Source organism: Streptosporangium sp. NPDC001559 (assembly GCF_042893955.1).
Taxonomy (GTDB): domain Bacteria; phylum Actinomycetota; class Actinomycetes; order Streptosporangiales; family Streptosporangiaceae; genus Streptosporangium.
On the sequence record NZ_JBIAVG010000014.1, the window covers coordinates 61,567 to 81,710 of the forward strand.

Here is a 20,144-nt window from a genome sequence, read left to right on the forward strand (position 1 = left end):
GTCGAACGGCTGCCGCGACGTTGAGATTACCGTGATTTTTCTGTTATAGACAGGATAAGTTTCCGACCATCTGTCCTTTTCGCGCAATCTTGACCCCATGTCAGGTACGGCCCGCAAGTCGCAGGCCGTACCTGGACGGCGAAACCGGGGTTCCGGCCTACCCCTTGATGGACTTGATCAGCAGCTGGGAGACGTCGACGACCTCAAGCGTCTCCTTGGCCTCGCCGGCGTTCTTCTTCTCGTTGATCGAGTCGCCCAGCATGACCAGGCAGAACGGGCAGGCGGTCGAGATGGTGTCCGGGTCGGTGGTCAACGCCTCGTCGACCCGCTCGGTGTTGATGCGCTTGCCGATCCGCTCCTCCATCCACATCCGCGCGCCGCCCGCGCCGCAGCAGAAACCCCGCTCCTTGTGCCGGTGCATCTCCTGCGCCTTGACGCCGGGGACCTTGGCCATGATGTCGCGCGGCTGGGAGTACACCTTGTTGTGGCGTCCGAGGAAGCAGGGGTCGTGGTAGGTGATCTTCTCCTCGATCGGCGTGACCGGGACCAGCTTGCCCTCGTCGACCAGCTTGGCCAGCAGCTGGGTGTGGTGCACGACCTCGTAGGTGCCACCGAGCTGCGGATACTCGTTGGCGAGGGTGTTGAAGCAGTGCGGGCAGGTCGCGACGATCTTCTTGACCCCGGCCTCGTTGAGCGTCTCGATGTTCTGCTTGGCCAGCATGTCGAAGAGGTACTCCATGCCCAGGCGGCGGGCCGGGTCTCCGGTGCAGGCCTCCATCGGGCCGAGCACCGCGAACTTCACACCCGCGATGTGCAGCAGCTCGGCGACCGCCTTGGTGGTCTTCCTCGCCCTGTCCTCAAGGGCTCCGGCGCAGCCGACCCAGAAGAGGTACTCGGTGTCCTCGGGCATCTTCTCGTCGACGAGCTGGATCTCGATGGGGTCGTCCTCGCGTCCGGCCAGCTCCTCGATCCAGTCGGCCCGCTTCATCTCGGACATCCCCCACGGGTTGCCCTTGTTCTCCAGGTTTCTGACCATGACGCCGGCCTCGGACGGGAAGTTCGACTCCACCATCGCCTGGTAGCGGCGCATGTCCAGGATGTGGTCGATGTGCTCGATGTCCACCGGGCACTGCTCGACGCAGGCGCCACAGTTGGTGCAGGACCACAGCACGTCGGGGTGGATGACGCCGTCCTCACCGACCAGCGGCTTGTCCAGCAGGGCCAGCACGTCCTCGTGCAGGTCGGCGCGCTGCTCCTGGGTCGCGGACAGGTACGGCGCGATCTTGAAGGCGTGGTCGCGCTGGTCGATGATGAGCATCTTCGGCGACAGCGGCTTGTCGGTGTTCCACGCCGGGCACTGCGACTGGCAGCGTCCGCACTCGGTGCAGGTGTAGAAGTCGAGGAAGCCCTTCCAGGTGGTGTCCTCGACCTTGCCCCGGCCGAGCCGGTCGCCGTCGAGGTCCTCGTCCTCGAAGTCGACGACCTTGCCGTCGATCCGCAGCGGCTGGGCGGGGCCGTTGCCGTCGGGGCGGCGGGAGAACAGCACGTTCAGCGGCGCGGTGAAGATGTGCAGGTGCTTGGAGTTCACCACGATGATCAGGAAGACCAGCATGACGCCGATGTGCAGCAGCAGCCCGACGCCTTCGAGGACCTCGTTGGCCGTCTCACCCAGCGGGTGCAGCAGCGCCCCGGTGGCCTCGGAGGCGAACGCGCCCGAGGCGTAGGGCAGGTTGCCGGTGTTGTGGGCGGCGCCCCTGAACAGGAACATCGTCCAGATCACGTTGAAGATCATGAAGAGGACGAGCCAGGCGCCGCCGAGGTGCGAACCGGAGAAACGGGACTTGCGGCCCAGCTTCTTCGGCGAGTTCCTCACCCTGATGACCGCGAAGACGACCAGGCCGACCAGGGCCGCGACCGCGATGAAGTCCTGCAGGAAGCCGAGCACCGGCCAGGTCCCGATGAGCGGGATGTGGAAGTCGGGCGTCCCGGTGATCGCGCCCTGGATCAGCGTGCCGTACGCCTCCAGGTAGACGGTCGCCAGGATGAAGAAGGCCCACATGACGAAGAAGTGGGCGGTGCCCGAGGTGGTCCACTTCAGCAGTTTCCGCTGGCCGAAGACCTCGACGAGCTGCGTCTTGATCTCGGTGCCCACGTTGTCCCTGGCGTACTCGATCCGCTCGGGGGCCGGTGCTCCCACGGTGGCGAGTTTGTAGAGGAACAACACACGACGCGCGGCGAGCGCGAGCGCGACGGCGGTCATGATCAGCCCGATGATCGCTACCCAGAGCACGGGTCCTCCCACAGACGGCGGTGGCTGTCAGGCGTACGACCGCGGCCCGTCCACGGTTGCGACGGATCGTCCCGCGCCGCCGCGATGCCGTACGACGGACGGCGACACACGACGACCATGGCCACCATACGGTCAACCTGTCCTGTAGAACAATAATCTGTCCACCGGACCGCATCAGGACACGGGGTCGAGATACCCCTGGATCGTGGGCGCGAGCAGCTCGACCAGTTCCTTGACGTCGACCGAGGCGATCGGCTCCAGCCTGAGCACGTAACGGGCCAGCACCACGCCGAACATCTGCGCGAAGGCCAGCTCCATCCTGATCGGGGGGATGTCCAGCGCCTGCGCCACCCTGTCGACCAGGGCGTGCGTCATGAACTCACGGATCAGGGTGGCCATCTGCTCGTTGGTCATCGCCGTGCGGACCAGCGCGAGCAACGGCTGACGCGCCTGGGCGTGCGAGGTCATCGTCAGCACGAACTCGGCAAGCCGTTCCCCCGCCTCCTCACGCGGCCCGGCCAGCAGCATGGGGACCACTTCCTCGGGGTCGATCGGCAGCTCCATCGCCGCGACGAACATGCCCTCCTTGCTGGTGAAGTAGTGGTGGACCAGCGCCGGATCGACCTCGGCCCGCCGGGCGATGCCCCGCACCGTCGCCTTGTCGAAGCCCTTCTCCGCGAAGGTCTCACGGGCCGCCGCGAGGATCTGCCCACGCGTGTCGGCAGACCCCGGCCTGCGCCCGAGGCGCCGCCCGCCCGCCGTACGGCCCGCGCCCTGTCCGGCGTTCCGCTCTGCGGGAACCGTACGGCCCGCGCCCCGCTCGGTGTCCTGTTCCGCGGGGGACTGCTGATCGGTCACCCCTTCGAGCCCGCCGTTCCCGAGCCCTTCGCCCCCGACGCGTGCGAGGGGGCCAGGTGCCGCCGCGCGAAGGCCAGCGCCTCGGCGAGGTCGTCGATCCGCTCGGTACGGCCGCCCGCCTTGCGCGTGTTGATCTCCAGCACGACGAGGCCGTCGTAGCCGTTGCCCGCCATGCGCTCCAGGATCTCCGCGCACGGCTGGTTGCCCCGCCCGGGGACCAGGTGCTCGTCCTTGTTGGCCACCCCGAGCCCGTCGGCCAGGTGCAGGTGGGCCAGCCTGTCGCCGAGCTTGCTGAACATCTCCCTGGCGTCGGTGCCCGAGACCGCGGTGTGCGACAGGTCCAGGGTGACCTGGGGGAAGTCGTAGTCGATCGGGTTCCAGCCGGGAGAGTAGGGGACCACCTCGTTGCCCCTGGCCTTCAACGGGAACATGTTCTCGACTGCGAAGACCACGTCGGTCTCGTCGCGCATCCTCGCCAGGCCGACCTCGAACTCGCGGGCGTAGTCACGCTGCCAGCGGAAGGGCGGGTGCACCACGACCGTCCTGGCGCCGACCCGCTCCGCGGCCCGCTGCGCCCGCTGGAGCTTGACCCACGGATCCTTGCCCCACACCCGCTGGGTGACCAGCAGACACGGCGCGTGGATCGCCAGGATCGGCAGCTGGTAGTGGTCGCTGAGCCGTTCGAGCACGTCGACGTCCTGGCTGACCGGGTCGGCGCCGACCATGATCTCGACGCCGTCGTATCCCAGCCGGGCCGCCAGCTCGAAGGCGTCAGGGGTGCGTTCCGGGTACACCGACGCCGTGGACAGGGCGATCTTCGCGGTGGATGCTCGGGTAACGCTCATACGGATTCCTCGCCTCCCGGCCAGAGCTCGCGTGAGCGGGTCCCCCTACCGCCGTCGGTTCTCTCACTCACGTTGCCAGCCTAAGCGCGCTCGGGGAACGATGGAGTACCGTCCGCTTGACGTGGCGCGGATCACCCGGGCGCCGTCGCTACGGTTGGGGCATGCCGCGGTTTGCCAAGGGCGCCATTCCCAGCCCGAACATCTGGAACACCCCGCAGATCTACGAGCTGGAGAACCGCGCCGTCGATCCCGAGGGGATCGCCGACGCCGCGATGGCCGCCGTCAGGCCGCTGACCGGCGCGACGGTCGTGGACATCGGCTGCGGGACGGGCTACCACCTGCCGTCCCTGTCCGCGCGGGCCGCCCGGGTGGTCGGCGTCGAGCCGCACGACGACCTGGTCGAGCTGGCCAGACGCCGCTGCCGCGCCCTGCCGAACGTGGACGTGCGCCGGGGAACCGCCCAGGACCTGCCGCTCCCCGACGCCTCGGCCGACGTGGCCGTCGCCCGCTGGGCCTACTTCTTCGGTCCCGGCTGCGAACCCGGCCTGAAGGAGCTGTCCCGGGTCGTACGGCGCGGCGGCACGGCCTTCGTCATCGACCTGGACGCCACCCGCGGCGCGTTCGGCCGCTGGTTCAGCGCCTCGCTCCCGTCCTACTCCGCCGCCTCCGTCGAGGAGTTCTGGCGGCGCAACGGCTGGCACACCCAGCCCCTCGACCTGCGCATGGCCTTCGAGCGCCGTGCCGACCTCGAAGCCGTGCTCCGCATCGAGTTCACCCCGGAGGTCGCGGCACGGGCCATCGCGGAGACGTCCGGAGCGGAGCTCGAATACCCCAACCTCCTGCGCTGGAAGCGGTTCTGACCTCGCCGGGAATGCGCTCCCCCGGTCCGGGGCTTGACCCTGACACTGACGTCAACGTTTACCGTGGCGCCGTAAGGAGGACCGGATGCGGATCGGGGAGCTCGCCAGACGGGCCGGGGTCAGCCCCAGGGCGCTGCGCTACTACGAGCAGCAGGGGCTGATCAGGGCCAGGCGGACGGCGAACGGCTACCGGGAGTACAGCGAGGCGGATCTCAAGCTCGTCACCGAGATCAGGTCGCTGCTCACGGTCGGGTTCACCCTGGAGGACGCCAAGCCGTTCGTGGCCTGCCTTCGGGCCGGGCACGAGTCGGGGGCCGACTGCCCCGAGTCCGTCGAGGTCTACCGGCGCAAGCTGGCCGAGATCGACGACGAGATCCGCGCGCTACTGGTCCGAAGGGCCGAGGTCGCCGGACAGTTGTCCACGGCCTGCCCCGGATGCGTGCTGACGAAACGGGAGTAGAAATGATCACCCTGACCGCGGAGAACTTCGCAGAACAGGTGCTGGAGAGCGACAAGCCCGTCCTGGTCGACTTCTGGGCCGAGTGGTGCCCGCCGTGCCGCATGATCGCGCCGGTCCTCGACGAGATCGACGCCGAGTACGGCGACCGTGTCACGATCGCCAAGATCAACTCCGACGACCACCCCGAGATCAGCGCCAGGTACGGCGTGCTCGGTCTGCCCACGCTCAACCTATACAAGGACGGCGAGGTCGTCAGGCAGATCGTGGGCGCCAAGCCCAAGCGCCTGCTCCTGGCCGAGCTCGAAGGCCACATCTGAGCCCGTGGGGTCCTTCCCGGTGATCATCGGGAAGGACCCCACGACTCAGCGTGGGCCGAGCCGCCCCAGGACCCGCAGCACCGCCTCCGGATCGCCCGCGACACCGGGCGGCGGGGAGACGTACAGCTGCAGGGAGGTGACCCCGGGATGGTCGAACCTCGCGATCCGTTCCCGGCACTCCTCGGGGGTTCCGTTGACGAACAGCTCGTCCACGACCTCCCCCGGCAGGGCCCGTGCCGCGCCCTCGGCGTCCCCGGCGTCCCACAGCCGGTGGGCCTCGGCCAGCGCCTCCCCCCTGCCGAGCCACTCCTGGAAACGCCGGTACGGCTCACGGTTGAGGATCCAGGCCAGGAAGGGCCGGGTGGCGCGCCGTACGAAGGCGGGGTCGTCGGAGGGGCAGACGAACACCTTGACCACCAGCTCCTTGCCCGGAGGCTGCGGCCCGACCGCCTCGACGATCTTGGGCACGTCCGAGGCGGACAGCAGGTTGGAGATCGCGCCGTCGCCCTCCTGGAAGCCCATCCTGAGCATCCCGGGACGCAGCGCGCCCACGATCACCTTCGGCGGTTCGGCGGGGACCCACGGCAGCCGGTAACCGGTGATCTCGAAGGTGTCGAAGGGGCCGGTGACGTACTCGCCCCTGAGCGCCCGTTTGAGGAAGCGCACCACGTCACGGGTCCGTTTGAACGGCTCGGTGAACGGGATGCCGTTGATGTCGCTGACATGGGCGGGGACCGAGGAGCCGACGCCGAACACGACCCGCCCCGGCGCCACCTCGGCGAGCGTGGCCGCGTGCTGGGCCAGTACGGCCGGGCCCCTGGTCTGCGCCGGGACGATCCCGGTGGCCAGCCGTACCCGGGAGGACCAGGCGGCGGCCAGCGCCAGCGGCGTGAAGGCGTCGTAGCCGCCGCCCTCGGCGGTCCACACGTCGGAGAAGCCGAGGTCGGGCAGGCGTTCGACGATGTGCCTGTGGGCGGCCAGCGGAATGCCCGGCAGCGGCAGCGTCACTCCCCAGGAGGGTGCCCGGCTCATCCGGTCACCGTCACGGCGGTGAGGTCCGGGAACCACGACCGTGGCCGGACGAACCCCCTGGTCCACGGGGACGGGACCCGCGGGTCACGATCGTCGGCCGCGGACGGCCACGGCGCGTCCTGCGTGACCGGGCCGAACTCCTCCCGGCGGCTCACCACGGGCTCCGAGGGCCGGAGGAAGGCCGTGACGGGATCGCCTGGGACCGACCTGACCGTGAGGAAGACGACCGCGGTCGCCCCGAGCGGCGGCATCCGACGGACGGGGAACCGCCCCATGGAGCCGCGTTCCCGACGGGGGTTCGCGGACGGTCTCGCCCCGCGCGCGGGTACGGCGGGCGACCGAAAGTTGATCATAATACGACCTCGTCCTGCCACATTCCACAGGGCCGAACACCCTTTCCACCCTGATATTGAGGGGAATTCATAAACTCAGGCAGATAGCGATTTATGCTGATATCGGAGGTCACAGGGTGAGCGCTGACGCCCGTCGCGAACTGGGCATCTTCCTACGGGCCCACCGGGAGCGACTGAACCCCCGTGACCTCGGCCTGAACCCCGGAGGCAGACGCCGTACCCCCGGCCTGCGCCGGGAGGAGGTCGCCACCCTGTCCGGAGTCGGCATCGCCTGGTACACCTGGCTCGAACAGGGCCGTGTCTCCGCCTCGCGGCAGGTCGTCGAGGCCGTCGCCAGGACCCTGCGGCTCGACGGCGAGGGACTGCGCCACGTGCTGACGCTCTCCGGGCTGGCCGCGCCCACGCTTCCCACCGACCCCGGCCTCGCCGGGCGCGTCCGCCCGGTCCTGGACAGCTGGCCGCTCTCGCCCGCCCTCCTGCTCGACCGGCACTTCGACATGCTGGCCTGGAACGACGCCTACGGCGCCCTGTGGGGCGACCCCGGGCTCATCCCCGCCGAACGCCGCAACCTCATGTGGGTCATGGCCAACGACCCCCACGCCATGGCCCTGGTGCTCGACTGGGAACCGCTGGCGATGACCGTGTTCCAGCAGTTCCGCCGCCAGGCGGGGCCGTACCTCGACGACGTCCGCACCGGGGAGGTCTACGCGCTGCTCGAACGGGACCGTCCCGACCTGACCCACTGGTGGCGGTGCCCCTCGGTCGCCGCGCTGACCACCCGGGACGTCGTGGTCGAGGGGCCGATCACGCTGATCTTCTCCCTCTTCCGCCCCGCCGAGGAGCCCGACGCGCTGATCCTGCTGCAGACCCCGCGCGACGAACCCGACCGCCTGCGCATGGCCGGCCTCGTCGCCAGCGTCCGGGACACGACGGGTGAAGTTGTCGGTCGGGACCGGTAGCCTCGCGGCCATGGCAAAGAGGGTCGGCTATCGCTGTGGTGAGTGCGGTTGGCAGACCGCCAAGTGGGTCGGTCGCTGCGGCGAGTGCCAGGCCTGGGGCACGGTCGAGGAGGAGGCCGCGCGCGGCGGCGTCAACGTGGCCTCCGCGGGCGCCGTCTCCGCCCCCGCCGTCCCGATCGGCGAGGTCAAGGCCGAGGTGGCGCAGGCCCGCAGCACCGGGGTCGGCGAGCTCGACCGGGTGCTCGGCGGCGGCCTGGTCCCCGGCGCGGTCGTGCTGCTCGCCGGAGAGCCCGGCATCGGCAAGTCCACCCTCCTGCTCGAGGCGGCGGCCAAGATCGCGCGCCAGCAGACCGTCCTCTACATCACCGGCGAGGAGTCGGCCTCCCAGGTGCGGCTCAGGGCCGACCGGATCGGCGCGATCCAGGACCGCCTCTACCTCGCGGCCGAGACCGACCTGGCCGCGCTGGTCGCCCACGTGGAGAAGGTCCAGCCCGACATGCTCGTCGTCGACTCGGTGCAGACGATCGGCTCCACCCTGGCCACCGGCGTCCCCGGCGGTGTCACCCAGGTCAGAGAGGTCGCGGGAAACGTGATCAGACTGGCCAAGGAGCGCGGCATGTCCACGGTCCTGGTCGGCCACGTCACCAAGGAGGGCTCCATCGCGGGCCCCAGGACGCTTGAGCACCTGGTCGACGTCGTGCTCCACTTCGAGGGCGACCGCCACTCCCGGCTCCGCATGGTCCGCGCGATCAAGAACCGGTACGGTCCCGTCGACGAGGTCGGCTGCTTCGACCTGCACGAGAACGGCATCGAGGGCATCGCCGACGCCAGCGGCCTGTTCGTCTCCCATCGCAACGACCCGGTCCCCGGCACGTGCGTGACCGTCACCCTTGAGGGCACCCGCCCGCTGCCCGCCGAGGTCCAGGCCCTGGTCGCGCGGACCGAGGCCCAGCAGCCGCGCCGCTCCTCCTCCGGGCTCGACACCTACCGGGTGACGATGGTTCTCGCCGTGCTCGAACGACGGCTCAACGCCAAGCTCGGCGGCTGCGACGTGTTCACCGCGACCGTCGGCGGCATCAAGCTCAGCGACCCCGCGGTCGACCTGTCGGTGATGCTCGCCGTCGCCAGCGCCGCCGGGGACAAACCGCTGCCCCCCGGCCTGGTCGTGCTCGGCGAGGTCGGCCTGGCCGGTGAGCTCCGCCCGGTCCGCGACGTACGGCGCCGCCTGTCGGAGGCCGCCCGGCTCGGCTTCACCCGCGCCCTGGTCCCCTCCGGCTCCCTCGACTCGGGCAAGAGACGCAACGGCGACCGTACCCTGGTCCCGGTCGGCGGCCGGGGCACGTCCTTCATGCCAGGTTTCGATGTCGTCGAGGCGGAAAACGTCTGGGACGCCCTCACTCATGTCACTTAGAGGAGGCGATCCGGTGATTCCGGACTCGGGGGGACCTTCGCCGGTAAGCTAGACCTTATACGCGGACCACGGGGGTCATGTGGCAGCCACCTACAAAGGACTCGACGAACAAGGACTCGACGAACGCCGCAGAAGTGTCCTGGCCGCGGTCGCGCCGGGCACCGAGCTGCGCGACGGCCTGGAACGCATCCTTCGCGGCCACACCGGCGGTCTCATCGTGCTGGGTTACGACAGCACGGTTGAGGCGATCTGCAGCGGCGGATTCGAGCTGGATGTCGAGTTCTCCGCCACCCGACTCCGCGAACTGGCCAAGATGGACGGCGCCATCGTGCTGAACTCCGGCGACCACAAGATCGTCCGGGCTGCGGTGCACCTGATGCCCGATCCGTCCATCCCCACCGACGAGTCGGGCACCCGGCACCGTACGGCCCAGCGCGTCGCCGTGCAGACGTCCCTTCCCGTGATCTCCCTCAGCAAGTCCATGCGGATCATCGCCCTCTACCTGGGTGGCATCCGCCATGTGCTGGAGGAGTCGGCGGTGATCCTGTCGAAGGCGAACCAGGCGCTGGCCACTCTGGAGCGATACAAACTCCGGCTCGACGAGGTCTCGGGCACACTGTCCGCCCTGGAGATCGAAGACCTGGTGACCGTCCGCGACGTGGCCGTGGTCGCCCAGCGCCTGGAGATGGTCCGGCGCATCTCCAACGAGATCGCCGGCTACGTGGTCGAGCTCGGCACCGACGGCCGGCTCCTCTCCCTGCAGCTCAACGAGCTGGTCGCCGGGACCGAGAGCGACCGCGAGCTGATCGTGCGCGACTACCTCCCCACCTCGGCACGACGTCCGCGCCGCTTCGCCGACGCCCTGCACGACCTCGACCAGCTCTCCTCCGACGCCCTGCTCGACCTGACGGCCGTCGCGCACGTGCTCGGCCAGTCGGGCACCGACGTCCTGGAAAGCCCGGTCAGCCCCCGTGGCTACCGGCTGCTGGCCAAGGTGCCCCGCCTGCCGGTGACGGTCGTCGACCGCCTGGTCGACCAGTTCGGCAGCCTGCAGAAGCTCCTGGCCGCCAGCATCGGCGACCTGCAGGAGGTCGGCGGCGTCGGCGAGGCCAGAGCCCGTCACATCCGCGAGGGCCTGTCCCGCCTGGCCGAGTCGTCCATCCTGGAACGTTACGTCTGACCGGCCTTTCATGCCGGTGCGTGCCTCGGCGATCTCAGGCGGGAAGGCGGTAGGTCCCGTCGTCGAGGACCTCCGCCAGCCCGTCGGCGACCAGGCCGTCCAGCGCGCGCTCCCGCTGCGGGGCGTCGTCCCAGACCACGTCGAGAGCGTCCTTGGGGACGGGCTCGTGAGCCTGGCGGAGCACGGCCAGCAGCCGCCCCCGGCACTGACGGTCCGTACCCGCGTAGGTCTGCCCCTTACGCGCCGGTCCCTCGTAGGGCGGTTTGCCCGCCAGCCGCCAGGCGCACAGACCGACGACCGGGCAGTCGGCGCAGCGGGGGGCGCGAGCCGTACAGACCAGGGCGCCGAGTTCCATCACGGCCACCGCCCAGACCGGGGCGTCCTCCTCCCCGGGCAGCAGTGAGGCGGCGAGTTTGCGCTCGGCGGGCGTGGTGGCCTTCGGGGGATACTCCTCCCCCCGCACCGCCCGCGCGAGGACCCTGCGCACGTTGGTGTCCAGCACGGCGTATCGCCCCTGGAAGGCGAAACTGGCCACCGCGGCGGCGGTGTACTCGCCGATACCGGGCAACGTCAGCAGGGTCGCGTGGTCGGAGGGCACCTCCCCGCCGTGTTCGTCGGTGATCGCCCTGGCGCAGGCGTGAAGATTGAGGGCACGCCGTGGATACCCGAGACGCCCCCAGTGCCGTACGGCCTCGCCCGGCGGCTCCTTGGCCAGGGCCGCGGGCGTCGGCCAGCGTTCCATCCACTCCGTCCAGATGGGAAGCACCCTGACCACCGGAGTCTGCTGCAGCATGATCTCGCTGACCAGGATCGACCAGGGGGAGGCGGCCTCGGCCCGCCATGGAAGGTCACGCGCGTTGTCGGCGTACCAGGAGAGGACAGGCTCCAACAGGAGGTTCGACTCGGGCACTCTCCGACGATAGTGCCGTTCCGGACGTGCTTCGCCGCCTTCGCCGGACCCCGTCCTCCGAAACGACGACCAGAGCGGCGGGTCGCCCCTCACGACCCATGGAGAGTCACCATACTGTGCGTATGGATCCGGACACTTTCCGTAGTGATATAGGAGTGGACGTCTACTGGCGGCGGCGGATGGTCGCGCTCCTCGGTGTGCTCATGGTGGTCGCCCTGGTGGCATGGGCCTGCTCGGCAGGCGGACAGGACGACGACCCCCGGGCGAACGGCACGGCCACCGGGTCCCCGTCACCGGATCCGGTCCTGGCGCTTCTGCCCGCGGTGACGATCACCCCGACGCCTCCCTCCTCGCGACCTCCCGGGGCCACCCCCTCCCCGAAGGCCGCCGTCGTCAAGGCGAAGCCCAAGGTCCAGATCAGGCGTCCCGGGCAGACCTGCGACCCGTCCGACCTGGTCCTGGACATACGCGGACGGAGCGAGGTCTACCCCGGGGGCAGTCGGCCCCAGTTCATCGTCACGCTGGTGAACACCAACAAGGTGATGTGCACCGCCAACGTGGGGGCGCGGGCGCTTGAGGTCCGCATCACCTCGGGCGACGACCGGATCTGGTCGTCCGCCGACTGCGTCAGCGGAGAGGCCCAGGAGATTCGCCGACTCGACCGGGGCATCCCGTACGTCCGGCAGATCGACTGGAACCGGCACCGCTCCGGTAGTGACTGCTCAGCCCAGCGCCCCGCCGCCAAGGCCGGAACCTACGTGGCCATGGTCCGCACTCCCGACCTCAAGAGCCACAAGGCTGTCTTCCACCTCCGCTGACCTGCCCTTTCCCCCCACTACAGTTTTCCGGGGCTTTTGTAGCGCGGTTTCTCGGGGCTCACATCTTGAGATTTCATGGCCATACTGCGGCTTTTCCGACCCGTTTACTTCTTCAGGACTTTCCCTGACGAGACATCGCCGCCCGCTTCGGATTCTCTCGATTCACACCATCCAGACCGGTTTTCCCGGTTCTCACCCGTAGGCTTTTCCGGCCTTCTCCTGGCGTGTTCTTTCCACACTTGCGGCGGTCCCGTCCCCAGCGCCCAGGCCACGAAATCTCTCGACCCTCACCCCGGCACCCGCCGTTCGCCTCATAGGCTTCACGCCCCACTTCTCTCAGCTCACGCCTGGGCCCTCACCATGTGTTTCCCCCAACCCCACGCCCCAGTGCCCGCTGCCTATGCCACAGGCCCACGACTTACCCCGGGCCGAGCTGCGGGCTTTTCCCGGCTCCGCCCCGGTTCTCGCCGCTCACACCGAAGCTGACAACCGGCCCCCACCGAAGGACGACCGCCTTCACCTACCGACGTTCGCGCCGAGGGTGATCGCCGACTCGACGTGATCACTGCCGAAGGACGGCTACCTTCACCGACCACCGTTCACGCCAAGGGGGTGGCGCTGGTCCGGCCGGCCTGCATGGCTGAGTCCTGGTTCCTCAGGCCTCCGGCCTGACGGGCGCGCGTGGTCCCGGCCCCTTTCTGCGCCGGCCAGACCATCCACCCTCCTCCGCGACCAACCCCCGTCTCGTACGGCACGCCGCCGTAGCCGCTCCCTCTCCCGATGCTCACCGCGCTCCAGCCCGCTGAAGCAACCCACGCGACCCTCGCCCGGAACCCATCGCGCAGCTGAAGCCCCCACGTGGAAAGGAGCGCATGGCTGAGCTGAAAGCCCAAGAAACCCTGGATTCAGACACGCCGAGAGGCTGCCTCTACCTGACTCGGAAAGACTGACCGAACTCCCCGGCACCAGGAGTGAGGGGCTTTGCTTGTGCTTTACCGGTGCCAAGCATGGGGAGTGTCGGCTTGGGCGCGTCGGTGTCTGGACTGAGGAACGCAGGAGCGAAGCGACGGAGAGACGAGGGAAGACACCGACCCGAAAGCGCCCAAGCCCGCGCCGCCGAAGGCGGCGCAAAGAGACATGGCTTGGGCGCGTCGGTGCTTGGACTGAGGAGTGAGGGAGCGCAGCGGACGAACGACGAGGGAAAGCACCGACTCAGGGCGTCCAAGCCCGCGACGCCGAAGGCGGCGCAAAGAGACACAACCCGCGACGCCGCAGGCGGCGCCATAGGCTACGCAGCCAGTGTCAGACCCAGTGCCGTCAGGTTTGTCCTGGCCCAGTCGAGTTCCTCGGCGATCATGTTGACCAGGGCGCCCGGCCCCTTGGCGCGCAGCGGTACGGCCAGGCCGTGGGTTTCGACCTCGATGTGAGCCGTGCCGTTCACCGCGCCGGAGAGCATCGCGGTGAGGGTGTCCTCAAGCACGGAACGGGTGCTGGGGAGTTCCTGGCAGGCGTCGCCGAAGTGGTTGTGGACGTGGCCGAGCTTGACGACCGGGGCACCCGCGGCGGCCAGGCCGCGCAGGGCGTCCTCCGGCTGCTCCGCGCCGCCCGCGAGGTGGCAGGCGTCAAGGCAGACGCCGAGGTGCTCGGAGTCGATGCCGCCCACGCGTTCGAGGGCCTGCTTGGTGGTCTCCAGTACACAGCCGGGCCAAGGCTCGAAGCCGACCCTGACCGTCTTGCCGGTGACGCTGTAAAGGCCGCGCAGTTCGCGGGAGAGCCGTTCGAGGCGGCGGGCCGCTATGGCGTGCAGGTCGGCGGGCCAGTCACGGCGCCAGCCGATGGGGATGGTGGAGATGCTGCCGAACTGGACGTCGTCCGGAAGCAGGAAGGCCAGGATCTTGGCCAGGGACATCGTGTAGCGGTACCGCTCGGGCTTGGCCCAGTCGGGGCCGGGACTTTCCTGGTTGCGGCCGCCGGTGCCATTGAGGCTGACGACCTCCAGGCCGCGCTCCTCCAGGGAACGGCGCAGGCGGACCAGTTCGATCCGGTCGGCGATGAGGTGGTCGGCCACGCTCGGGGAGAGCCAGAGTCCCACGCCCATCCGCCCGACACCGAGGCGCTTGCGCACCGGAACGGCGTACCTGGTCAGGTGGGCGATCAGGTTCTCCAGGTCCTCAGCGGGATGGACGCCCGCGTTGTAGGACAGGTGAACGAGAGTCCCGTCCTGGTGTCGCAAACGCATCCGATGCCTCCAAGCGTGTGGTGCTTTCGGTCAGGTGGTCCTGGGACCCGGCCTGGTGGGCCGAGCATCCCGCGCGGAGGCCGGTCACCGCGTCACCTCTGCAGGTGATTCACCGGTACGCCGCGCGGCTGACCCCGGAAGGCGATCTCGCCGCGGAAAGCACGATGTGTGGCTCACTTGGTGAGCCTTGGCCAGGCTCACTCTACAGAGTGTAGTACTACCTTTGGTGGTAGGACACCTCCTTGTATAACAAATGAGCAGACCCCGCCGTGATGTCTCACGACGGGGTCTGCTTCAGTTCTCTGACCTGCCGGTCCTTCGGGGACGGAGCCCCGGAGACCGTCCGGCCTAGTGCTGGATCGGCTCCGCGATGGCGGCGGCCGAGTCCGGGACGCGGTCCGTGGGCGCGGCCTCACCGACGAAGGTGAAGGTGGCGTTGTCGCCCTCGCCCTCGATGCCGATCTTGACGATCTGGCCGGGCCGGAGCTCGCCGTACAGGATCTTCTCCGACAGCATGTCCTCCAGCTCGCGCTGGATCGTACGACGCAGCGGACGGGCACCCATGACCGGGTCGTAACCACGGTCGGCCAGCAGCTGCTTGGCGTCGTCGGAGACCTCGAGGCCCATGTCGCGGTCCTTCAGGCGCAGCGCCACCTGGGCGAGCATCAGATCGACGATCTTGATGATCTCCTTCGGCGTGAGCTGGTGGAAGACCACGATGTCGTCGACACGGTTGAGGAACTCGGGCCGGAAGTGCTGCTTGAGCTCCTCCTGCACCTTGGCCTTCATCCGGTCGTAGTTGGACTCGTTGTCGTTGGCCTTCGCGAACCCGACCCCGATGCCCTTGGAGATGTCACGGGTACCGAGGTTGGTCGTCATGATGATGACGGTGTTCTTGAAGTCGACCACCCGGCCCTGGGCGTCGGTCAGACGACCGTCCTCCAGGATCTGCAGCAGCGAGTTGAAGATGTCCGGGTGCGCCTTCTCGATCTCGTCGAAGAGGACCACGGAGAACGGCTTGCGCCGCACCTTCTCGGTGAGCTGACCGCCCTCCTCGTATCCGACGTAGCCGGGAGGCGAGCCGAACAGCCTGGAGACGGTGTGCTTCTCCATGAACTCGGACATGTCCAGCATGATCAGCGCGTCCTCGTCCCCGAAGAGGAACTCGGCGAGCGACTTGGACAGCTCCGTCTTACCGACACCGGAGGGACCGGCGAAGATGAACGAGCCACCCGGGCGACGCGGGTCCTTCAGACCGGCGCGGGTGCGGCGGATCGAGCGGGACAGACCCTTGATGGCGTCGTCCTGGCCGATGATCCGCTTGTGCAGCTCGTCCTCCATGCGGAGCAGTCGCTGGGACTCCTCCTCGGTGAGCTTGAAGACCGGGATGCCGGTGGCGGTGGCCAGGACCTCGGCGATGAGCTCCTCGGTGACCTCGGCCACGACGTCCATGTCGCCGGCCTTCCACTCCTTCTCGCGGCGTTCCCGCTTGAGCTGGAGCTGCTTCTCCTGGTCGCGCAGCGCCGCGGCCTTCTCGAAGTCCTGCGCGTCGATCGCGGACTCCTTGTCGCGCCGCACATTGGCGATCTTCTCGTCGTACTCACGCAGGTCCGGCGGCGCGGTCATGCGGCGGATGCGCATGCGCGAGCCGGCCTCGTCGATGAGGTCGATCGCCTTGTCCGGCAGGAACCGGTCGCTGATGTAGCGGTCGGCGAGCTGAGCGGCGGCGACCAGGGCGCCGTCGGTGATGGAGACCCGGTGGTGGGCCTCGTAACGGTCGCGCAGGCCCTTGAGGATCTCGATCGTGTGGCTGAGGCTGGGCTCGGCCACCTGGATCGGCTGGAAGCGGCGCTCAAGCGCGGCGTCCTTCTCCAGGTGCTTGCGGTACTCGTCGAGCGTGGTCGCGCCGATGGTCTGCAGCTCACCACGGGCCAGCATCGGCTTGAGGATGCTGGCGGCGTCGATCGCGCCCTCGGCGGCGCCCGCGCCGACGAGCGTGTGCAGCTCGTCGATGAACAGGATGATGTCGCCCCGGGTGCGGATCTCCTTGAGCACCTTCTTCAGGCGCTCCTCGAAGTCACCGCGGTAGCGCGAGCCCGCGACCAGGGCGCCCAGGTCGAGGGTGTAGAGCTGCTTGTCCTTGAGCGTCTCCGGAACCTCGCCCTTGACGATCTTCTGCGACAGGCCCTCGACGACGGCGGTCTTGCCGACGCCGGGCTCGCCGACCAGGACGGGGTTGTTCTTGGTCCTGCGGGACAGGACCTGCATGACCCGCTCGATCTCCTTGTCCCGGCCGATGACCGGGTCGAGCTTGCCCTCGCGGGCGGCCTGGGTCAGGTTGCGGCCGAACTGGTCCAGCACAAGGGAGGTCGACGGCGCCGTCTCCTGCGGACCGCCCGAGGCGGCCGGCTCCTTGCCCTGGTAACCGTGGAGCAACTGGATGACCTGCTGCCTGACGCGGTTGAGATCCGCGCCCAGCTTCACCAGCACCTGTGCGGCGACACCCTCGCCCTCACGGATGAGGCCGAGCAGGATGTGCTCGGTGCCGATGTAGTTGTGTCCCAGTTGCAAGGCCTCGCGGAGCGACAGCTCAAGGACCTTCTTCGCACGCGGGGTGAAGGGAATGTGCCCCGACGGCGCAGACTGCCCCTGGCCGATGATCTCCTCGACCTGCTGACGCACACCTTCAAGACTGATGCCGAGGCTCTCCAGAGCCTTGGCGGCAACGCCTTCACCTTCATGGATCAAGCCAAGAAGAATGTGCTCCGTACCGATGTAGTTGTGGTTGAGCATCCGGGCCTCTTCTTGGGCCAGGACGACAACCCGCCGTGCGCGGTCGGTGAACCTCTCGAACATCTCGTCGCTCCTCACAGAGCGGTCAGGCAGGTCCGGGATATCCGGGCCCTGTCATCCCGCATGGTAGCCCCGACCCGGCGACCGCTCTACGCAGAAGACGTTCCCCGAGAGCAGGGCGTTCACCCTCCATCCAACTACTTGCGGGGGGTGCGATGTTCCCGATACGCCGCAAGCGAACGACGTTTATCGGCCGCTCAAACGCGTCATGCGGTCATGGCCGCCACCGGACCCCACCGTGGCCGCCATAACCGCATGATTCAACGATCTAGTGAGCCGCTTCGTACTGCTCGACGATCTTGGAGGCGATTCGACCGCGCTCGCTGACGTTGAGGCCGTGGGACTTGGCCCACGCCCGGATGTCGGCGCTCTTCTCTCTCGTGAGTGCCCGGGTACCACCCGCACGACGACGGCGAGGAGCCAGAGCACCGGAACGACGGGCGCTCTGCACGAAAGGCGACAGGGAGTCGCGGAGCTTCTTCGCGTTTACGTCGCTGAGGTCAATCTCATAGCTGGTGCCGTCAATCGCGAAGGCGACGGTCTCATTGGCCTCGCCCCCATCGAGGTCGTCGATGAGTATCTCCTGGATCTGCTTGGCCATCTACGCAATCCTTTCGCGGAGTATTGTTTCATTCGCTAGCTAAACATATACCCGCAATCGGAGAGCGGCAATTCCAGGAGCCCGGCGATTCTCGTCGCCCCGCGAGCCCAGGGAGTGATCAACCGTTCTGCGACTCGACCTGATCCCGTCGTTTTGCCGGGCGACGGCCGACGGCTTCACTCCGAAGAAGCTTGACAACTCCGTAGATGAAGGCCCCGCCGACGACCACCGGGGGTATCAACGCGGACAATACCTCGTTCATTCGTCCTCGCTCCGCACCGTGGGTAACTTTCGGAGACCATGGAAATTTTGCCTGCGACAACCCGGGCCACGCTGGGAGGACGCGCTCGATCGGTCCGGTTCCGTCCACGGATGACCATAGCGTCACCTGCGGTCGGTGGGTGTCACTGGGGCAGACAGACCTGCCGCCCACTACCTTAATGCTTCTCTCCAGCCGCCTTACCGGTTGCGCTCCGTAAAGCCGGAGGGAAAAACCGGCAGGGCGATCTTGTGATGATCACTCCACCGGAAAACCATTGCGGTCCCGGCTCGGCGACTGCGGAGCCGTACGGCCTCCTGCTCACGTAGCCCCTGGTGAGGGGTCTGGAAGGGAAGATCAAACGGGCTCTCCACGAAGCCGGAGATCACCTCGGACGGGTTCACCGCCGACAATGCCCCCGGTGCGAAGAACACCCATATGGATAGTTGCCCTCTTCATGTTGCGGGGGGCCGTGGTGCGACTCCACCGACAGAAGAAGACGGATCTTCCTTGTTTTCTTACCAAGAGTACGTCCTTGTCTGGCATCTAGGACATAGTCGTAGACCTTATAACCACCAAACAGGAGCGGACTCCGTAACAACCATGTGACACCAGGACGCCTCCTGAGCCATCGCTAAGAAGCCTCGGGAAGGGGAAGTCGGGTGGCAGGACAATCCCTTGGGGGACGCGAAGTCGACGCCGGCCGGGAGGGTGCCCTCCCCCTGTCTCGATCCATTCGGCCGTCTGTCCGCGAACTCCCCGCGGCGCGCGTTCTCCCTTTGGGGCCCCATAAGGTCGTGTGGACGGCTGTCCAAAGACCGCACGGCGTAGTTGTTCATCCCGCGGCCCTTGGGGGTGGGGGCACCGTGACGTCCGTGGCGCACGGCGTTTGTCGGCGAGGGAGGGGGTGGACGGCCATAACGCTCCTCGTGCCACCTCGAATGGGTTTGCGCTTCCATCGCGTCCTGAGGGGTCCTCGTTACCGGGCACGCCCTCCGGCGTGTTTCCCGTCACACGAGGACGCGCACACGAAACCCGGCGCGCCGGGACACGGACACGAAAAGGGACCGGCGGTTCAACCCGCCGGTCCCTTTTCCCGCGACTACTTGGTCTTGACGACCACCGTCGCGGCGACCTTGTCGTGCAGGCACTGCTTCAGGGGCTTGTCCCACAGCTGCCAGAGCACGTTCACCAGAGTGAAGATGTTGAGCACGAATCCGACCAGCGGAATGCCGCTCAGCGCGTAGGGGCCGTAGGAGACACCCGCCCGCTTGATGGCGACATCGGGGGAGAGACCGCCCTGCAGAGCGCCTCCCACCCGGACGACCTTGATACCCATGACCATCTTGCCGACGGTCTGACCGTTCTGCCGCAACATCAGGAACTCATAGGCGACATAGATCAGACCGGCGATGATGGTGGTCAGGAAAGTCGACAGGGCGTACCCCGAGGGCTGGGTGATCACGCCGCTCTCAAGGTCGAACCCACCGTTGGTGATAAGGATCGCCGCGAGCACAAGGCTGAGGATCACCGTGGGGATCGCCAGAATGATGCCGTCGATCATCCTCGCCACCAGACGCTGCCACCACTCGGCCAGCGGAGCCGGCGCACCGGGGGGCGTGACCCCCTGGGGACCGTACCCCTGGCCGTACATGGACGCCTGGGCACCGTAACCGGGCTGCTGACCGTAGCCCTGCTGGCCGTAGTCGGGCTGCCCGTAGGAAGGCTGCTGACCGTAGGACGGCTGGGCCGCCTGCTGGCCGTAGTCCTGGCCGTAGGAGGGCTGAGCGGCCTGCTGGCCGTAACCCTGCTGCTGACCGTACCCCTGCTGCTGACCGTAGTCAGCCTGGCCGTAGCCGGGCTGAGCGGCCTGCTGGCCGTAGCCCTGCTGCTGACCCG

17 protein-coding genes are annotated in these 20,144 nt (G+C 68.2%); 7 read left to right on the top strand and 10 right to left on the bottom strand.

Annotated features, from left to right (window positions below):
- Window positions 1-157 precede the first annotated feature (157 nt).
- The 3 genes from ACFYY8_RS28495 to ACFYY8_RS28505 all read right to left on the bottom strand — a co-directional run bounded on the left by ACFYY8_RS28495 (window position 158) and on the right by ACFYY8_RS28505 (window position 3,993).
- Window positions 158-2,290: a (Fe-S)-binding protein gene (locus ACFYY8_RS28495; protein ID WP_390046094.1), complete on the bottom strand. Its 2,133-nt coding sequence runs from the start codon at window positions 2,288-2,290 to the stop codon at window positions 158-160.
- 174 nt (window positions 2,291-2,464) lie between these two features.
- A complete protein-coding gene (locus ACFYY8_RS28500; RefSeq protein WP_390046096.1) occupies window positions 2,465-3,148 on the bottom strand; it encodes a TetR family transcriptional regulator in 684 nt (227 codons plus the stop codon).
- Entirely contained in the window at window positions 3,145-3,993 is an 849-nt protein-coding gene (locus ACFYY8_RS28505; RefSeq protein WP_390046098.1) for a sugar phosphate isomerase/epimerase family protein, read from the bottom strand. Before ACFYY8_RS28505 ends, ACFYY8_RS28500 begins: the two co-directional genes overlap by 4 nt.
- 161 nt (window positions 3,994-4,154) lie before the next feature.
- On the opposite strand from ACFYY8_RS28505, the gene ACFYY8_RS28510 reads away from it, so the two are divergent.
- The 3 genes from ACFYY8_RS28510 to trxA all read left to right on the top strand — a co-directional run bounded on the left by ACFYY8_RS28510 (window position 4,155) and on the right by trxA (window position 5,630).
- Window positions 4,155-4,853, top strand: a complete 699-nt coding sequence (locus ACFYY8_RS28510; protein ID WP_390046100.1) for a class I SAM-dependent methyltransferase — start codon at window positions 4,155-4,157, stop codon at window positions 4,851-4,853.
- Between the two features lie 85 nt (window positions 4,854-4,938).
- Window positions 4,939-5,313, top strand: a complete 375-nt coding sequence (locus ACFYY8_RS28515; RefSeq protein WP_352014095.1) for a MerR family transcriptional regulator — start codon at window positions 4,939-4,941, stop codon at window positions 5,311-5,313.
- Between the two features lie 2 nt (window positions 5,314-5,315).
- Window positions 5,316-5,630, top strand: a complete 315-nt coding sequence (trxA, locus tag ACFYY8_RS28520; RefSeq protein ID WP_390046103.1) for a thioredoxin — start codon at window positions 5,316-5,318, stop codon at window positions 5,628-5,630.
- A gap of 45 nt (window positions 5,631-5,675) precedes the next feature.
- On the opposite strand, the gene ACFYY8_RS28525 is transcribed toward trxA, so the two are convergent.
- The gene (locus ACFYY8_RS28525; protein WP_390046105.1) at window positions 5,676-6,662 is read right to left on the bottom strand and encodes an LLM class F420-dependent oxidoreductase; all 987 of its coding nucleotides are present in this window, start codon (window positions 6,660-6,662) and stop codon (window positions 5,676-5,678) included.
- Entirely contained in the window at window positions 6,659-6,913 is a 255-nt protein-coding gene (locus tag ACFYY8_RS28530) for a hypothetical protein (protein WP_390046107.1), read from the bottom strand. The genes ACFYY8_RS28525 and ACFYY8_RS28530 overlap by 4 nt, the downstream gene beginning before the upstream one ends.
- A 218-nt stretch (window positions 6,914-7,131) precedes the next feature.
- Here ACFYY8_RS28530 and ACFYY8_RS28535 point away from each other — a divergent pair, with 218 nt between their 5' ends.
- From ACFYY8_RS28535 to disA, 3 genes are all read left to right on the top strand, one after another.
- Window positions 7,132-7,974, top strand: a complete 843-nt coding sequence (locus tag ACFYY8_RS28535; protein WP_390046109.1) for a helix-turn-helix transcriptional regulator — start codon at window positions 7,132-7,134, stop codon at window positions 7,972-7,974.
- Between the two features lie 10 nt (window positions 7,975-7,984).
- Window positions 7,985-9,385, top strand: coding sequence for a DNA repair protein RadA (gene radA, locus ACFYY8_RS28540; protein WP_390046110.1), 1,401 nt, complete (start codon window positions 7,985-7,987; stop codon window positions 9,383-9,385).
- 79 nt (window positions 9,386-9,464) lie between these two features.
- On the top strand, window positions 9,465-10,565 hold the full coding sequence (gene disA / locus ACFYY8_RS28545) for a DNA integrity scanning diadenylate cyclase DisA (protein WP_390046112.1): 1,101 nt from the start codon (window positions 9,465-9,467) through the stop codon (window positions 10,563-10,565).
- A 34-nt stretch (window positions 10,566-10,599) separates the two neighbouring features.
- Here the strand turns inward: disA and ACFYY8_RS28550 are convergent, their stop codons facing one another.
- Window positions 10,600-11,475 carry an A/G-specific adenine glycosylase gene (locus ACFYY8_RS28550; protein ID WP_390046114.1) on the bottom strand — a complete coding sequence of 292 codons (876 nt, stop codon included), beginning with the start codon at window positions 11,473-11,475 and terminating at the stop codon, window positions 10,600-10,602.
- A gap of 122 nt (window positions 11,476-11,597) precedes the next feature.
- Between ACFYY8_RS28550 and ACFYY8_RS28555 the strand changes: the two genes are divergently transcribed.
- Window positions 11,598-12,293: a hypothetical protein gene (locus tag ACFYY8_RS28555; RefSeq protein ID WP_390046116.1), complete on the top strand. Its 696-nt coding sequence runs from the start codon at window positions 11,598-11,600 to the stop codon at window positions 12,291-12,293.
- 1,288 nt (window positions 12,294-13,581) lie between these two features.
- Here the strand turns inward: ACFYY8_RS28555 and ACFYY8_RS28560 are convergent.
- From ACFYY8_RS28560 to ACFYY8_RS28575, 4 genes are all read right to left on the bottom strand, one after another.
- Window positions 13,582-14,532 (bottom strand): TIM barrel protein, encoded by a 951-nt coding sequence (locus ACFYY8_RS28560; RefSeq protein ID WP_390046117.1) that lies wholly within the window; start codon window positions 14,530-14,532, stop codon window positions 13,582-13,584.
- Between the two features lie 348 nt (window positions 14,533-14,880).
- Window positions 14,881-17,388, bottom strand: a complete 2,508-nt coding sequence (locus tag ACFYY8_RS28565) for an ATP-dependent Clp protease ATP-binding subunit (protein WP_390046119.1) — start codon at window positions 17,386-17,388, stop codon at window positions 14,881-14,883.
- A gap of 265 nt (window positions 17,389-17,653) precedes the next feature.
- Window positions 17,654-17,986: an Lsr2 family protein gene (locus ACFYY8_RS28570; protein ID WP_184724583.1), complete on the bottom strand. Its 333-nt coding sequence runs from the start codon at window positions 17,984-17,986 to the stop codon at window positions 17,654-17,656.
- Between the two features lie 1,361 nt (window positions 17,987-19,347).
- Window positions 19,348-20,144, bottom strand: a 797-nt coding sequence (locus ACFYY8_RS28575) for an RDD family protein (protein WP_390046121.1), incomplete at its 5' end; no start/stop codon positions are given.

Excerpts from the sequence above, each read along its gene's own strand:
- ACFYY8_RS28555 (WP_390046116.1), top strand. The coding sequence starts at position 11,598 with ATGGATCCGGACACTTTCCGTAGTGATATAGGAGTGGACGTCTACTGG.
- ACFYY8_RS28530 (WP_390046107.1), bottom strand. The coding sequence starts at position 6,913 with ATGCCGCCGCTCGGGGCGACCGCGGTCGTCTTCCTCACGGTCAGGTCG.
- ACFYY8_RS28515 (WP_352014095.1), top strand. The coding sequence starts at position 4,939 with ATGCGGATCGGGGAGCTCGCCAGACGGGCCGGGGTCAGCCCCAGGGCG.
- ACFYY8_RS28505 (WP_390046098.1), bottom strand. The coding sequence starts at position 3,993 with ATGAGCGTTACCCGAGCATCCACCGCGAAGATCGCCCTGTCCACGGCG.
- ACFYY8_RS28525 (WP_390046105.1), bottom strand. The coding sequence starts at position 6,662 with ATGAGCCGGGCACCCTCCTGGGGAGTGACGCTGCCGCTGCCGGGCATT.
- ACFYY8_RS28565 (WP_390046119.1), bottom strand. The coding sequence starts at position 17,388 with ATGTTCGAGAGGTTCACCGACCGCGCACGGCGGGTTGTCGTCCTGGCC.
- radA (WP_390046110.1), top strand. The coding sequence starts at position 7,985 with ATGGCAAAGAGGGTCGGCTATCGCTGTGGTGAGTGCGGTTGGCAGACC.
- ACFYY8_RS28560 (WP_390046117.1), bottom strand. The coding sequence starts at position 14,532 with ATGCGTTTGCGACACCAGGACGGGACTCTCGTTCACCTGTCCTACAAC.
- trxA (WP_390046103.1), top strand. The coding sequence starts at position 5,316 with ATGATCACCCTGACCGCGGAGAACTTCGCAGAACAGGTGCTGGAGAGC.
- ACFYY8_RS28570 (WP_184724583.1), bottom strand. The coding sequence starts at position 17,986 with ATGGCCAAGCAGATCCAGGAGATACTCATCGACGACCTCGATGGGGGC.
- ACFYY8_RS28510 (WP_390046100.1), top strand. The coding sequence starts at position 4,155 with ATGCCGCGGTTTGCCAAGGGCGCCATTCCCAGCCCGAACATCTGGAAC.